We start from the raw sequence: 15,118 nt of genomic DNA on the forward strand, positions 1-15,118 counted from the left end.
CGCGTCTGCGACCGTCTCCGCAGCGCAGGCAACCGCTTCTTCTGCTGCTAATGGCGCGAAGGAAACGGCACAGGGCGTCACCGGAAGCACTCAGACTATCGTAGATTCTGACGTTGTTGTCACCGTTCCCGAGGGCGTCGCCCACGTGGTGATCTTCGGTTCGGACGTCAAGCTGACCTCGACCCACGCAATCGAGTCCATCACCATCGGCGGCAGCGACAACACTGTCACCCTCGCTTCCGTGAACCGCGTGAGCATCAGCGGCTCGAGCAACAAAGTCACCTACTCCTCGGGCAACCCCAATGTTGCCGATACGGGTGCCAACAACTCGGTCTCCAAGGGCTGAGTCTCTGTAGTTTGCAGAGGGGGCTGGGATGCGTCAGGCGTCCTGGCCCCTTCTCCGTATGCGCGAGCGTCCGGCATCTTTGATGAGAACCTCCGCTTAATGGCGTGCACGCAGCCATCCATTCGCGATAGATTTTCTTCGATTGACGAGGCCGAGCCGGCCATTCGCTTTCATCTGGCGCTTCGCTTCACCACCAATCGTCCACGCAACAGAAGAGGACCATCATGAGGATCCACGTAACCTACGCCGGGGGCACCATCGGAATGGTTGATTCTCCCGACGGTTTGCGTCCGGGCGCTGACTTGGCCTCGTGGCTCAATGCGCAATTGGACGGTATTGAACTCTCAGGACAGGTTTCTCTTTCTCAGCTCTCCCCTTTGGTTGATTCTTCCGAGACGACGCCTGTTCATTGGCAGATGATTATCGAGGACGTTCGTTCTCACGCCGATAGTGCGGATGCTTTTATCGTTTTACACGGCACAGACACCATGGCCTACACCTCAGCTGCCCTCTCCTATGCGCTGGCCGATTTTGAGAAGCCGATTGTCTTCACGGGCTCACAGTATCCGCTGGGGGTAGTGGGTACGGACGCATCGGCGAATGTCACGGGGGCTTTGCGCGCCGTTGGAAGCCCGCAAGTTCGAGGTGTCACGCTGTTCTTTGGCCACACGCTTTTGGCGGGCAATCGCGCGACAAAGACCTCATCATGGGCTTTCGCCGGCTTTGATTCCCCTTCGACTTTGCCGGTCGCGCGCACCGGTGCTCCGTGGCAGTGGTACCACGGCATCGAGGCGGGTGAGGGCTGGGCCGAGCCCGCCCCCTATACCCGTCACGATGTCGCGGTCATCGATGTTGTTCCCGGGCTTTCCGCCAGGCGCCTGCAGGCAATGCTGACTCCCGCACCCGAAGCTGTCATTATTCGCGCCTACGGCGTCGGTAATATCCCGGCTTCTGATCCGGGAATTGTCGATGTTCTTGCAGGGCTCCGAGCACACGATGTTCCGCTGATTGTGGCTTCCCAGTGTTACCAATCTGAAGTGGTTCTGGGCCATTACGAGGCTGGTAGCGCCTTGGCACGTTTAGGGGCCATCAGCGCTCATGACATGACCTTGGAAGCTCTCTACGCAAAGACAATCTTCTTGCTTTCGCAGGAAATTCGTGGTGATCAGTTCGCGCAGTGGATGAACCGGTCTATTGCAGGAGAGCTCAATCTCCCAGCTATTGCCTAGTTGAGCTGCACGTTTGCCCAATCAACAGGCGCTCCGTAAGCAGCTTCGAAAACTGACCACTCAATACAAAACGTATTGGATACACAAATAAATGCGGGGTGTTCTGTTTTAAACCACCCCGCATAAAGATAAGTTTTCCTTAAGAAAACTCAGCGATTCTCTTTTTCGAATTGCTCAATAATTGCCGTCGGAATACGTCCGCGTTCACTCAAAGAAATTCCTTTTTTGCGTGCCCAGCGTCGCACCTGTGAACTCTTTGATTCAGGGGCAGCAGACTGACCCGCACGACGACTATTCAATCGCCCACCAACCCTACGGGCGGCTGAGATCCAAGGGGAGAGTACCCGCTCAAACTCTTCGGCGTTTTCGTTCGAAAGGTCAATCTCGTACGATACACCTTTGAAGGCAAAAGAAATGGTTTGTTCGGCAACTGAGCCGTCACGGTCGTCGACTAATACAACAACTTTTTTCTGCACAGTTTTCACCTTTCGAAAACTCATTAGATTGGGAGAGAAATAAGCTCTCTTCAATCAAGCAATGCACATTTAATCAAAAGTTATCACATTCTATGTGGGGACTAATAATCCGCTGAGGGGCCAATTTTGCTGTCTCAATTTCGCTTTTGAGCGTTGAACGGCCTGGCCAAAGTCTATAAACTGTCCTTTTGTTAGAGAATCCTCGGTGTTGAACGCAAAACGGAGAAGGGACATGAACCAAGAAAAGCGTGCTCGCGAGATCGAACAGTTTTTCATTACTATTACTAGGGCTTCGGCGGCTCTTGAGGTTGTACTCAAGCGCAATTTCGGACTGTCGCTCGGCGAGTACCGCGTCCTTGACGAGGTCGCATCAACCGGTGAAATCGGAATCCGAATGGGAGAACTTGCCCAATCGGTCATTTTTAGTCCTTCGCGATTGACCCACACCTATCGCCGCCTTGCCAGCCGCAACCTCGTCGTGCGCACTCCCTACGAGTTCGACCGTCGTGGCGGCACAATCACAATCACGGATGCAGGCAAGGAACTCCTCACCAAGGCGCAGCGCGTTGAGCGAGCTCTTCTTCGCGACATCATTAGCGATGACATTTCCGACGAAGACCTCAGCGTCATTATTCGCGTGAGCTCAGATGTGAACACGCGTTTGGACGAAGTCGAGAAACGTCACTAGTCTCAGGAACTGTGAGTACACCCGGTTTCCCAATCTCTGCATGGTCTCCCCGCCTTCGAATGGGGCTCGCGGTTGCAATTACCGCAACTGCTGCAGGGCTTGTGGGCGCCGGGTGTTCGCATCTTCTCCACATCATCGAGCACCTTGTTTTCGGCCACTTTGATGGCACACTTCTTCAGGCGATCTCCTTAGTTCCCTGGTGGCACCGTGTCCTTGCTTTAAGTGGAGCGGGCGTTCTCGGCGCATTGTCCTGGTACCTCTACTCCCGCATGGGCGGGAAGCCTGTCTCTCTTCCAAAAGCAGTTGATGGCCAGAAGATGCCTTTTTGGCTCACGCTCTGGCACTCACTGAATCAAATCCTCATTGTGGGGATGGGTGCTTCCATCGGACGAGAAGTCGCTCCCCGCGAAATCAGTGCGTCCCTCGGTGCGAAAATTTCTGATCTACTCGGACTGACTCCCCCACAACGCCGGATCATTGTCGGCTGCGCAGCCGGCGCCGGCCTCGCCGCTGTCTATTCACTTCCCCTCTCGGGAGCCGTGTTTGCGCTCGAGATTCTTCTTCTTGAAGTAAACGCAAGCACCGTCTGGCCCGCCTTAGTCATTAGCGGCGGCGCGGTTTTAGTTGCACACGGTTGGGTGCGTACCGAGCCTTTCTATTCTCTTCCCGAGGCCACGCAGATGGTCCCAACTGCTTCCCTCACCCTGTGGGCCATTATCGTCGGGCCCCTTCTTGGCGTTCTGGGCACTCTTTTCAAGGGCGCGGTTAAATCCTGTTCCGCCGCGCGACCCACCGGCTGGAAACTGCTCGCATGGATGATCCCCACCTTCACGCTCATCGGGGTCATCACCATCTGGGTCCCATCGATTGCTGGGAATGGCCAGTCCACCGCACAGTTAGCATTTGACGGCGCGATTCTGGGCGAAGGAGCACGCGCGGCATCTGGAATCGGCCTGGCGCTTCTCGTTTCTCTGCTCATCGATGGTCTGACGAAGCTTGTCGGGACGCTCGCAACCATTCGCTCGGGCGCATGGGGTGGCACGCTAACGCCAGGACTTGCGCTTGGCGGCTCCTGCGGGGCGGTCTTCGGCATCATCTGGTCACACATCTACCCCGGCGACACGACAGCCATTGCGTGTTTCGCATTCATCGGTGCAGTAGTTTTCCTCGGCACATCAATGAGTGCCCCTCTGACCGCACTGTGCTTGGTCATTGAATTTACACACCGAGGCGCGACGCTCTTGGTTCCAACCACGATCGCGCTCGGACTAGGTGTCGGCGCCTCGCGCCTCTGGACGCAACTGCGCACGCACCGAACCGAAGCCTAGCGGGTTTCTTGGCGCGACCTCGTCAGCGAGCACCAATGCACGAGGCGTTTCCTATAACTCCCCCACGGCCTCGTCAATCAATCCAACCCGCAAGCCCGCGCCGGGCGAGGGCCTCCAAAGTCTCGACGGCACCGCGCGAGGCATTTCCCCACGGGATGTAGTTGAACTCTGAGCCGCCCGCTTCCAGGAAAGTCTCCCGGTTCAGTTGAGCAATCTCGTCGACGGTTTCAAGGCAGTCCGCCATAAATCCAGGGCAAATCACATCAAGACGCCGGGTCCCGTGACGAGCAAGCTCAGCAACGGTATCGATGGTCGCCGGCCCCAACCATTTCGCGGGCCCAAAAACCGATTGGAAAGTGACTAGAAGCTGGTCTTCGTCGAGATTTAAGCGCGCTCGGAGTGCATTTGCCGTCGCCATACACTCATGCTTGTAGGGATCACCCGCATCGTGCATTTTCTGAGGGATGGAATGGAAAGACGCAAGGAGCTGATCTCCAGATGCGAAATCAGGGCGACCCCGGCGTGCCCAATCTTCCTCGATAGCGCAGGCTAGGGCTTCAATATAGGCGGGTTCCGTAGGGAACGAACGGATCGTGCGCACTTCCATATGATTGCGACGTTTCAGGATGTAGCGCGCTAATGCGTCAGTGACTGTTCCCGCAGATGACGCGGCATATTGCGGATAGGCGGGGAGAAGAAGGACGCGGCGATGCCCCTTTGCGAACACATCATCAAGGACGCTCTCAATAGAGGGCTTTCCGTAGCGCATAGCGAGCGCAACTTTCGCTTGACCGCCAAGCAGCTCTGAAAGAGATTCGGCTTGGGCGATGGAATACGCCATGAGCGGCGAACCATGCTCAGTCCAAATCGAACGATAGTTTGGTGCGACTCGAGAGGGGCGGAAAGGAAGAATCACGCCTTCAAGAACTGGCTTCCAGATCAGAGGATGAAGTTCAATTACTCGACGATCACTCAGAAATTCACGCAAAAAACGGCGAATATCGCTGGGGCTGGGCGATTCGGGAGTCCCTAGATTTACAAGAAGGACGACGGGCGTCTCCGCTGGGTTTTCTGACGTTTTGTCATGTTCTGTCAACACAATTCAGGGTAGCACCCAGGAACGTGCAGGTAGGGGCGGGCACGAGCGAGAGTAGGTGCGGGTAATCACACACCGTCGCAGCAGCACAACGTTTGCTTCTCCGAAGCGGATACCGCTAAAGTACTTCCGGTAGCTTTTCTGCACTTCCCTTCGGAAGTGAGGATTTGCCCGGCCGCCTTAGCTCAGTCGGCAGAGCGATTCACTCGTAATGAATAGGTCGTGGGTTCGATTCCCACAGGCGGCTCAGAACAACCCGAAGTACCAACGAAAGTTTCGCTGGTATTTCGGGTTTTCTTATTGAAACTGGACAGCGGTCACCTGACGGGGCATCGCTTAGTCAGTCGGCTGCGCGGCTCGGCCACGCAGCGGGGCGGCTCGGCCAGCGACAGGACTTGCTCGGCCACTGACGGCGAACCGAGCGAGGCACTTGAGCAAGGGCGTCGTGAGGTTGCTCGTCACCTCGGCACATCGGACAAAGTACCGACACCTTGCCGCGAGGTTGCTCTTCACCTCAATGCATCGGACAAAGTGCGTCATTACTTCCGGGTTATCGGAGAAAATCACCAAAGCCTCCCCCATTCAGACGCACTTTGTCCGCGGATGCCGCGGACACGCGAAAGCCGCGGACACGCGGAGGCCAATATAGAACCCGGGTAGACCAAGACACAGAAATGCCCGCGAGCGCAGAGCTCGCGGGCATTGAGCCTCAGAAAATTAGGACAGACGCGTAATGCGGTAGCGCCAGTCGACCGGGCCGGTCTCGATTGTCTCGACGCGGTAGTGCGATTCGCTTTCCTGCAGGTAATTGAACAGCGGGACAGGCTGATGCGGAGCAACGACAATCAGCGATGCGCCAAGCGGCAGGTTATCCATCGCGGCAAACAACAGTGCATGGCGAACGACCTTGGGCAGGGAGTGAATAACAAGTTCGTCCTCACGAACGGCGGGATCCTGCGATACAACGTGCGCTGTTCCCTGGCCGTGATCACCGCAACCGCAGCCCCCGTGAGCAGGTGCTTCAGCCTTCGGAGCTTCCTGAGCACCGTGTCCATGTCCGCCACAACCACAACCGCCGTGTGATTCACGGGCAGGTGCGGCCTCAGCCTTATGTCCGTGCCCACCGCAGCCACAGCCTCCGTGCGACTCGGGTGCAGTTGCTGCAGGAGCAGCCTGTTCCTTCTTTCCGTGGCCACCACAACCGCAGCCACAACCTCCCTCAGAGGGGGTGGTCGACACGTCAACCAGCTTGAATTGCTGTCCAGTTCCCGGCGCTGCTGCCTCGGGCAAAGTCTCTGCCATTTTGTCCTCTTCCTTGGAATAACGCTGTAAATCAGCGGGCACTCACAGGAACGCCCGCATACAGACCTTTATTTCAGTTTAAATCCTTGCTAAATAGAGCGCTGAGCGATCCCGTTTACTCGGAACGGAGCACAAACTCCACCTCAACCTCGACCGAGGCATTCAGCGGCAAGGCCGCAACACCCACAGCCGAACGCGCGTGCTGAGAGCCAAAAACCTCGCCCAGCAGTTCAGATGCTCCATTGACCACAGCAGCCTGCCCATAGAAATTCGGCAAGGACGCGACAAAAGCAGTCACCTTAACTACCGAGGCCAGACGATCCACACCGCCAGCAACTGCAGCTGCAGCCGCCATCGCGTTCAACGCACAAATCCGCGCGGCCTCGTACGCGTCTTCGGGATCCGCACCATCTTCACCAACCGCACCAATGCATGCCAACTCGCCATTTTCCAAGGGAAGCTGACCGGAGGTGCGCACAACACCGCGATCCTCAATGGCAGGAACATAGGCGGCAACAGGCTTGGCAACCTCAGGTAGTTCAAGGCCAAGCTCAGCAAGTTTCTCCGAAGGCAGTGTCATTTTTCCTCACGATCTCATCAGAACTGGGGGGCGTGGAATTTCCACACCCCCCAGCCTAGTCCCGCGCAGCACCTCTGGGTCATCACGCACACTTCGCGGGACAGCTTGTGTACGGGATCAACCCCGTGATCTGCTCATGCGGCAAGCGCCTGCTGAACCATCGGCCTCATCGTGAAGAAACGATCAATCACGCGAGTCCACCGGTTTGTCTGTAAGTCCGGAGTCAGCAGAGCCATCGCAGTCGCGTACTTCGAGATACGCGACGGCCGGATCCTGTTTGCCCACAGCAGTCGGTCTAGCTCAGACGGAGCTGCGCCTGATTTGGTTTCAATAATCGCAATGTGGGGAGCCTGAAGCTCATGTCCCAATGAGTCCCAGTTCAGATCGGTGTCAATCGTCGCTCGCCCCTGACCGTCTGCCATGAGAAGCGTCGAACGCGTGTAGGTTCCAGAGAGTACGGGGACCAGGGAATCTACTCGATCGACGCCGTCAAAGCACTGAGCGGCCTCGAGCCTTTCGGCCACCCAAAACCTGCCCTCGCGACTCAGTTCCATCCGCGCAGCCTGAGCGAAGTCGTAGGCCAAGCGCTTCTTGACGGTGTGCCCGCGCGGGCCTCGGGTCTTAACTTCAAGGAATGCCAGCTCCGAATCAAGGTAAGAGCGCGTACGGACCTTGTAGCGGCGGCGGCGCTTGTGCGCGGTGTCCATGAAGGAGTGCAGCTCGGGAGTATCGAAGTAGCACGAGGCATAGCGCTGCTCAATCTTCCCTCCGATTTCAAGGATCTGCGTTGCGGGGTTCATGAGCGCGAGCAACTGATCCAAGCGATCCGTGGGCACGACGTACTTGCGGTCGACTCGCGTGAGCATCGCGGCGCGTGCGTTCATGTCATCAAGGCTGATTCGTTCGAGGTTCGTCAGGTTGTGTAGTTCGTGCGTCATGGTGTCCTCCAGTTCTTTCACGAGGCCGAGGCCGGGGTGGCGATTTGCGTTAAGTTCAGCGCTTGGCCGGGACCCGGTAGCGAACATCAACCAAGGTGAGATCGTTGACCATGTCGAGTTTGATGACCTTGACTCCGGTTACCTTGACACCCATGCGGGCTTCAAGTGCTTGGCGAAGTTCCTTCTCGTCTGCGATTGCACGGTCGAATTGGACTTGCTGCGAGCCGGAGCGTCCTAGGATCAGAGTTGAATCACCAATGGCCAAAGTTGCAAGCACCAATGCGACCATTGCGTAGGAGTAGATCGCGGTGCTCATGCCGAGGAGCAGACCAATGGCAAGGGAAGCAAAGTAGTAGGCGATTTCGCGCTGGCTGATTTCGTCGGAGCGCAGTCGGATGATCGACAAGACACCGAAGAGGCCAAGGCCTGCGGATATCGTCGAGTTTGCCATGACGCTTGCGACCGCAAGGACGCCGATGTTCACAACAAAGAATGCGACGACGAGATCGGCGCGTCGGTGGCGGGGGTAGTAGAGGGCTCCAACCAGGATCAACATTGCGAGAAGGTCGATGATGATCGGCAGAACCATCGCTGTGGTGAGTGCAATCATTTGATGCTCCTCAAGCTTGTTTCGTGCGTGACATAACTATTGAGCCAGCGGAGTCTATGAATGAGCTATGTGGGAGACTTGACCCGGCCATGCTTTTTGGGAGATGCCTTGGTCGTACTCGAGACTAGGACGCCCGGACAAATCGGCCTGAGACACCCACAGAGCGAGAAGATCGTTTCTTGCGTACATGTACCCGGACAAAGTGCGTCATTGCTCGAGCAATTCCGGCCGTATCCCACATGACTCCTTCCGTTCAGACGCACTTTGTCCACGGGGTCGGTCCGCGGGCTGGATCCACGGGGCGAGTCCACGGGGTGGATCCACTGGCCACCATTAACCAAAAGGGGCACTGGACCGAACGATGTGAATCAAACGAGTAGTGGGGGGATGCAACCGTAGTTGCATCCCCCCACTCTTTCACTCAGCGGCCGCCCTGACGGTTTCCGCCTTGTCCGCCAGGAGCACCTCCCTGACCACCGGGCGCTCCCCCACCAGGACCGCCCTGGCCACCGGTCGATTGACCCGCAGTGACAGAGGTCGAATTGGAATCCACACTCACCGTGTAGCTCTGGCTATTCGACACATCCGCAGAGGAGAAGACCACGTTCTGGAAGGTCTTTGCGGCCTTAATGTTGGCCAAGACCTTTCCACTGGAATCCTTAATGGTCACAGTCGAGTTCGCGTTACCGGAAGCCGAAGCCTGCAGCCATCCCTGTGAAGAGTTGGTCGAAGGCGATTCAGCCATTCCGGAAGAACCAATCGCGATCAGCGTTCCACCACTGACCAAGAATTCACCGTTCGAATCCAGTGCGCCGTTCCCGCCATCCGTCGGGCCGTAAACGATCGTGTTACCGCCGGAGATCTCCACCGAGCCATTGGAGTCGATGCCGTCACCGCCGGCGTTCACCGTCACGGTTCCGCCCGAAATTAGGATCTTCTCACCGGTGTCCTGCATGGAGCCACCGCCACCGGGTCCGTTGTTGGTCGTGGTCGTCTTTGTCGCGGTCTTCGCCGCTTCAACTGCCGCAACGGTGGTCGAACCGGAGCCGTTGATACCGTCATCACTGGAGGTCAGATTGACCTCACCATTGGAGATGGTGATCAAACCGCCCTCAAGGGCTTCATTAGACTGTTCAACCGTAACCTTCGCGCCGTCAAGAACGGCCGCACCCTCAGCGTGGATACCATCGTCAGCGGTTGATGCAACGATTGTTCCGGAGGTCAGCCGGATTGCACCATCGGAGTGCAGACCATCGTCACCGGAGTCAATCGTGACCTCGCCACCGTCTTCGATCAGGAAGACACCGGCCTTAATTCCCTTAGTGGAATTATTGGAGTCCTTTCCAGACGAGGCCCCGCCACCGGCAATGATCGTCGTATCTCCACCGGTGATAATGACATCGGTTTCACCCTGAATACCGTCACCCGCGGAGGTGATTTCGATGGTGCCACCGGTGATATTGACGTAGCCCTTAGTGGTATCGCTATCTTGGTCAGACTTCAGGCCGTCCCCTCCTGAAGTGAGCTTGATAGTTCCGCCAGCAACGGTCAGCGAGTCCTTGCCACGTAGCGCATCGTCCTTCGAGGTGACCGTGATGTTACCCGACAGAATGTAGAGATCGTCCTTGCTGGTAATACCGTCGTTGTAGTTGGCATTGACCGTCAGCGAACCGCTACCCGTAATAGTGAGGTCGGCATCGGAATAAATCGCCGCGTTGTCCTCAGCATTCGTATCCGAGGGAGTGCCGTCAGTGACGGTGTTTGAACCATTCAATGACAGAACAACATCATCTGCTGAGACCACATTGATCGCGCTCCCCGACGAGTTTGTGATTGTCGCACCGTCAAGGATCAAGACGACCTGGGCATCTTTCCCGGCCTCGACCTTGACCTGTCCATTGAGCGTTCCAGAGAGCTTGTAGACGCCAGCCTGGGTGATCGTCACCGTGGAGCCGTCGACCTTCACTCCGGATGCTGATGTACTCGCGCTGCTTCCGTTCAAAGAAATGGTCTGAGCCGAAGAAGCATCCCACGCGCTGTCCTCAACGTAGGAGGCTTTCGCGTTCGCAGCCAGGGCCTCGGCAGCGGTCGGAGGAGCAATGACAGTCCCAGACTCTGCGGAAACCGATGAGCTTGAGGCAGCCTTCGCGCTGACGGCCGACGAGGCCGATGCGGTGCCGGAAGTCGATGCGCAAGCGCTCAGTGCGAGCGCGCCGACCGCGGCTACGGCTGATAACCGTACAAGAGTCGATGCTGGCGTTTTCATGTGAGGTCCTTTCGTGGATCGTGATGATCCAATTGAGCCAGTCGACTCTATGAATGAGCTGTGCCTAGCTCAGGCCTCACATAAGAAAGAAAATTGCGCCTTTACAGTGCCGAAGAATCAATGAAAGAAGGTTGATTTTCCAGGAAATCCTCGAGGACTCGATTGAGCTGTTCGTACTCGATGAGGAAGCCGTCATGGCCATGCGGAGACGACAGGCACGCGTATTGCGCGCCGGGGATTCCCTCGGCAACCTTGAGTCCTTCTTTCGCGAAGAAGAGTCGGTCCGAGTCCACCGAAATGACCAGCGTTCGCGCGGTGATCTGCCGCAGTGCCTCGGTAATTCCCCCGCGATCGCGACCGATGTCGTAGCTCAGCATCGTGCGGCACAAGGAAACGTAGGAACCCGCGTCGAAACGACGCACGAGCTTTGCCCCGTGGTAGTCCAAGTAGGACTGGACAGCCAGACGGCCGCCGCTTAACACGTCCTCGCGGTCCTGGGGTGCGCGCCCGAAGCGCGCGTCCAGCTCATCGGGGCAGCGGTAGGTGGCGTGAGCGATTTGTCGCGCGAGGTTGAGTCCCGCGTGAGGGCCTTCTTCTTGGTCGTAGTAGTCTCCGCCTCGCCAGTTGGGGTCCAGTTCAATGGCGCGGATTTGAGTGTGCGCCCAAGCCGCACGTTCCGCGTTCGTGCATGCCGCCGAGGCCACGACGACCAAGCGCTCACAGCGCAGCGGGAAGGTCACTCCCCACTCGAGCGCGCGGTGTCCTCCCAGGGAGGCGCCGATGACCGTGTTCCACGTGGGAATCCCGAGGTAATCCGCAAGCCGCGCCTCGGCCTGAACCTGGTCGCGCGTTGAGATGACGGGGAAACGCGAACCCCACGGCTGCCCGTCAGGCGCTGCCGAGGCCGGGCCCGTGCTTCCCTGACAGCCACCGAGAACGTTGGGAACGACGAGGAAGTAGCGCTCGGGATCCAAGGGTTTGCCCGGTCCGACGGCCTCTTCCCACCAGCCCGCAGTGACCTGGCCGGGAGCCGCCGGCCCCGAGATGTGGGCATCGCCCGTGAGTGCGTGCAGCACGAGGATCGCATTCGATCGGTCCTCGTTGAGCCTGCCCAAGGTCTCGTAGGCCAGTGTCACTTCCGGCAGGAATGAACCATTTTCAAGGCGGAGGGGCCCCAAGTGCGCAAACTTACGGAATGCGACGGGGTCATTAGGCGTCCACGCACCACTGACGGGGATCGGTCCAAGTTCACGTCGGCTCATGGTCTCTTCCTCACTTACCTCGAGATTGCGCGGGCTGGCCAGTGTCAGGCCAGGTGGGCGACGGCCTCGAATCCTTGGACAAGGTCGGCAATGATGTCGTTAACGTTCTCAATGCCAATGGACAGGCGGACGGTTCCGGGTTCAATTCCCGCGGCACGCAGCTGGGACTCACTGAGTTGGGAGTGCGTGGTGGATGCGGGGTGAATGACCAAGGACTTTGCGTCACCGATATTGGCAACGGTCGGGAGAAGCTTGAGCGAGGTCGCAAATGAGGTTCCGGCTTCGAGGCCGCCCTTGATGACGAAGGAGAGCAGGCCGCCAGCACCGCGCGGGTTGTACTTCTGGTGGAGCTCGTAGTAGGGCGAGGACTCGAGGCCCGCGTAGTTGACGGACTCAACCTGCGGGTGGGCCTCGAGGAACTTCGCAACTTTCAGCGCGTTGTCAACGTGGCGCTCAACGCGTAGCGACAGGGTCTGGATCCCCTGCTCGATGAGGAAGGAGTTGAAGGGCGAGGGAGCACAGCCGACATCTCGCAGGCCAATTCCACGTGCGCGAATGATGTAGGAGAGGTTTGCTCCGAGCTTCTCGGCGCTCAGGTCATGTCCGAAAACAAGGCCCGCGTAGGAAGATTCGGGTTCATTGAAACCGGGGAAACGCTTGGGGTCCTTCGTGTAGTCGAAGTTACCGGCATCGACAATTGCACCCGAAATTGCGGTTCCGTGTCCGCCCAGGTACTTCGTGGCCGAGTGGATGACGATGTCGGCGCCCCACTCGATGGGCCTGGTCAGGTAGGGGGTTGCAACAGTGTTATCGACGATCAGCGGAACGCCAACGGAGTGTGCGGCCTGCGCAATCTTCTCGATATCGAAGATATCGCCCTTGGGGTTGGGGATGGTTTCGCCGTAGAAGGCAACGGTGTTTTCATCGGCCAGAGATAGCCATTCGTCCACATCGTAGGGATCGCTCACGAAGCGGGCATCGATTCCGAGGCGACGCAGGGTGTTGTTGAGCAGCGAGGTTGAACCGCCGTAAAGCGAAGGCGAAGCAACAATGTTATTCCCCGCAGATGCCAGGTTCAGGATTGCAAGAGTAATTGCAGATTGGCCAGAGGAAGTCAGAAGCGCACCGACACCACCTTCGAGGGCAGCAATTCGGGCCTCGACGTAATCATTGGTCGGGTTGCCCAAGCGAGTGTAGATGGGGCCAAGTTCTTGAAGGGCGAAGCGAGCTGCAGCGCGTTCCGCAGAGTCAAAGGCAAATGAAGTGGTTTGAAGAATCGGGATGGAAGTTGCACCGGTTTGGGGATCGCGGTCCCAGCCCGCGTGAATTTGCTTGGTCTCAAATGCCCAAGAGTTCTGGTAGTCGGTGTCCGTTGCCTCAATTGCGCCCATTGTTACTTCTCCTAGTGTTCACGATTTTTGATTCTTGTGACGTGAGGAGAGGCGATGGCTGAGGGGTCGAGCCGCTACGCTCACAATTTGGCGATTGCGGCAGTTTCCAACGCAAAGACGTACGACCCGGGCGAGTAATCTCTAGCCATCAGTAGGTCTGGTCAAAAGCTGACGCGAGGGTCAGCTACGCATTCGCTGGAACATAGCCTCATGCTATGGCCCAGGCGTGGGCCGCGCACGGCGTGCTCATATCGTGGGCGAATGTAACATTCCCGCCTGCCTTGCGGCACCCAGGGCGACGTATTCTGCTGCCTCGGGAAATTCAACGGGCACCCCCAAGAATTCGGGCGCCAAGCTCTGCACTGCCCGCGAGCGTGCTCCGCCGCCGACAACGAGCACTTTCTCGATCGGAACTCCCAGCTCACGCACGCATTCGAGCGCGAAACGCATGTGGCTTAGCAGCCCCTCGACACCGGCCCGAGCAAGGTGCGCGCGCGTCGAATTCTTGAGCGTCATTCCCTCCAATCGGGCAGTGGCATCGGGCAGGTTCGGCGTGCGTTCGCCTTCAAAATACGGAACGAGGCGCAGCCCTCCCGCGTCGGGAACCGACAGTGCCGCTTCGTCTAGTTCCTCATAGCCGAGGCCGCTCATCGCGCCGACCGCGTCGAGGATTCGCGAGGCGTTGAGCGTGCACGCGAGGGGAAGCCAGTGCCCGCTTGCGTCAGCAAAACCGGCGACTTGACCGCTGGGGTCCTCGACGGGAGTTTCACTCACAACGGCAACAACCCCGGAGGTTCCCAACGAGAGCAACGCCTGTCCGACACCGAGGCCAACACCGAGCGCAGCCCCAGCATTATCCCCACACCCTGGGCCGATGGCGATTTCTCCCCATCCATGCCTTGGATCCCCAAATCCCATGGCCTCCATGGGCTCGCAGATCTTCGGCAGGATGATTCCCTCGGCTTCTTCCACCGAAATTCGCAGGGCCTGAGCCAAGATTTCGCGCCTGTAGGCCGCATCAGCCCGGTCCATGTATCCGGTTCCCGAGGCGTCGGAGCGGTCGGTGCACATTCCTTCCAATCCGACAGTCTCAAAACCGCCGCGGATTTTCCAACTCAGCCAGTCGTGAGGAAGGCAGATTGCCGCAATCTTCCTTGCATTCTCCGGTTCATTGTCTGCAAGCCAGCGCAGTTTGGTGACCGTAAAAGAGGCAACGGGAACGAGGCCCGTGGCGCGGGCCCACCAGCGAGCACCGAGCTCGCGGTCTCCATCGCCTCGTTCGCAGGTGAGTTCCTCGGCCGCGCCGGCGCTTCGGGTATCGTTCCACAAAAGCGCCGGGCGGATGACCTCGCCACGCTCGTCCAAGCAGACCATTCCGTGTTGTTGCCCGCCCACGCTCAGCGCACGCACGTCATCCAAGCCGCCAGCCGCGCGCACAGCCTCGAGGAAGGCATCCCACCACGCCTGGGGGTCGACTTCGCTTCCCTCGGGGTGCGAGGCGCGACCTTCGCGGACGATCCTGCCGCTGACCGGATCGCAGATGACAACTTTGCACGATTGCGTGGAGGAGTCGACTCCAGCGACGAATGGCCTGCTCTCACTCATG

The 15,118-nt window shown here is 58.2% G+C and carries 14 protein-coding genes and 1 tRNA gene; 5 read left to right on the plus strand and 10 right to left on the minus strand.

Annotated elements, in window-relative coordinates; all coding sequences use genetic code 11:
• Both BQ8011_RS01120 and BQ8011_RS01125 read left to right on the plus strand, forming a co-directional pair.
• On the plus strand, positions 1–346 hold a 346-nt coding region (locus tag BQ8011_RS01120), incomplete at its 5' end, for a DUF3060 domain-containing protein (RefSeq protein ID WP_077209657.1).
• 224 nt (positions 347–570) lie between these two features.
• Positions 571–1,575, plus strand: a complete 1,005-nt coding sequence (locus BQ8011_RS01125) for an asparaginase (protein WP_072456818.1) — start codon at positions 571–573, stop codon at positions 1,573–1,575.
• Positions 1,576–1,724: 149 nt separating this feature from the next.
• On the opposite strand, the gene BQ8011_RS01130 is transcribed toward BQ8011_RS01125, so the two are convergent.
• Complete coding sequence (locus BQ8011_RS01130) at positions 1,725–2,051, minus strand: histone-like nucleoid-structuring protein Lsr2 (RefSeq protein ID WP_197678555.1); 327 nt, start codon at positions 2,049–2,051, stop codon at positions 1,725–1,727.
• Positions 2,052–2,283: 232 nt separating this feature from the next.
• Here BQ8011_RS01130 and BQ8011_RS01135 point away from each other — a divergent pair, with 232 nt between their 5' ends.
• Both BQ8011_RS01135 and BQ8011_RS01140 read left to right on the plus strand, forming a co-directional pair.
• Positions 2,284–2,739: a MarR family winged helix-turn-helix transcriptional regulator gene (locus BQ8011_RS01135; protein WP_072456823.1), complete on the plus strand. Its 456-nt coding sequence runs from the start codon at positions 2,284–2,286 to the stop codon at positions 2,737–2,739.
• An 11-nt stretch (positions 2,740–2,750) separates the two neighbouring features.
• Positions 2,751–4,067, plus strand: coding sequence for a chloride channel protein (locus BQ8011_RS01140; RefSeq protein WP_231945332.1), 1,317 nt, complete (start codon positions 2,751–2,753; stop codon positions 4,065–4,067).
• 73 nt (positions 4,068–4,140) lie between these two features.
• On the opposite strand, the gene hemH is transcribed toward BQ8011_RS01140, so the two are convergent.
• A complete protein-coding gene (hemH, locus tag BQ8011_RS01145; protein ID WP_072456826.1) occupies positions 4,141–5,166 on the minus strand; it encodes a ferrochelatase in 1,026 nt (341 codons plus the stop codon).
• A 171-nt stretch (positions 5,167–5,337) separates the two neighbouring features.
• Here hemH and BQ8011_RS01150 point away from each other — a divergent pair.
• Positions 5,338–5,410 (plus strand) — tRNA-Thr (locus BQ8011_RS01150).
• A gap of 470 nt (positions 5,411–5,880) precedes the next feature.
• Here the strand turns inward: BQ8011_RS01150 and BQ8011_RS01155 are convergent.
• From BQ8011_RS01155 to BQ8011_RS01190, 8 genes are all read right to left on the minus strand, one after another.
• Entirely contained in the window at positions 5,881–6,465 is a 585-nt protein-coding gene (locus BQ8011_RS01155) for a DUF2249 domain-containing protein (protein ID WP_072456829.1), read from the minus strand.
• A 115-nt stretch (positions 6,466–6,580) separates the two neighbouring features.
• On the minus strand, positions 6,581–7,045 hold the full coding sequence (locus BQ8011_RS01160) for a RidA family protein (protein WP_072456832.1): 465 nt from the start codon (positions 7,043–7,045) through the stop codon (positions 6,581–6,583).
• Positions 7,046–7,179: 134 nt separating this feature from the next.
• Entirely contained in the window at positions 7,180–7,983 is an 804-nt protein-coding gene (locus tag BQ8011_RS01165) for a polyphosphate polymerase domain-containing protein (protein ID WP_072456834.1), read from the minus strand.
• A 55-nt stretch (positions 7,984–8,038) separates the two neighbouring features.
• A complete protein-coding gene (locus tag BQ8011_RS01170) occupies positions 8,039–8,593 on the minus strand; it encodes a DUF4956 domain-containing protein (RefSeq protein ID WP_072456836.1) in 555 nt (184 codons plus the stop codon).
• Between the two features lie 421 nt (positions 8,594–9,014).
• Entirely contained in the window at positions 9,015–10,859 is a 1,845-nt protein-coding gene (locus tag BQ8011_RS01175; RefSeq protein WP_072456838.1) for a carbohydrate-binding domain-containing protein, read from the minus strand.
• Between the two features lie 101 nt (positions 10,860–10,960).
• Entirely contained in the window at positions 10,961–12,121 is a 1,161-nt protein-coding gene (gene metX, locus BQ8011_RS01180; RefSeq protein ID WP_072456841.1) for a homoserine O-acetyltransferase MetX, read from the minus strand.
• Between the two features lie 44 nt (positions 12,122–12,165).
• The gene (locus BQ8011_RS01185; RefSeq protein WP_072456843.1) at positions 12,166–13,512 is read right to left on the minus strand and encodes an O-acetylhomoserine aminocarboxypropyltransferase/cysteine synthase family protein; all 1,347 of its coding nucleotides are present in this window, start codon (positions 13,510–13,512) and stop codon (positions 12,166–12,168) included.
• A 246-nt stretch (positions 13,513–13,758) separates the two neighbouring features.
• Complete coding sequence (locus BQ8011_RS01190; RefSeq protein ID WP_072456845.1) at positions 13,759–15,117, minus strand: xylulokinase; 1,359 nt, start codon at positions 15,115–15,117, stop codon at positions 13,759–13,761.
• Position 15,118 lies beyond the last annotated feature (1 nt).

This window comes from Actinomyces marseillensis, assembly GCF_900155605.1.
GTDB classification, from domain to species: Bacteria; Actinomycetota; Actinomycetes; order Actinomycetales; family Actinomycetaceae; genus Pauljensenia; species Pauljensenia marseillensis.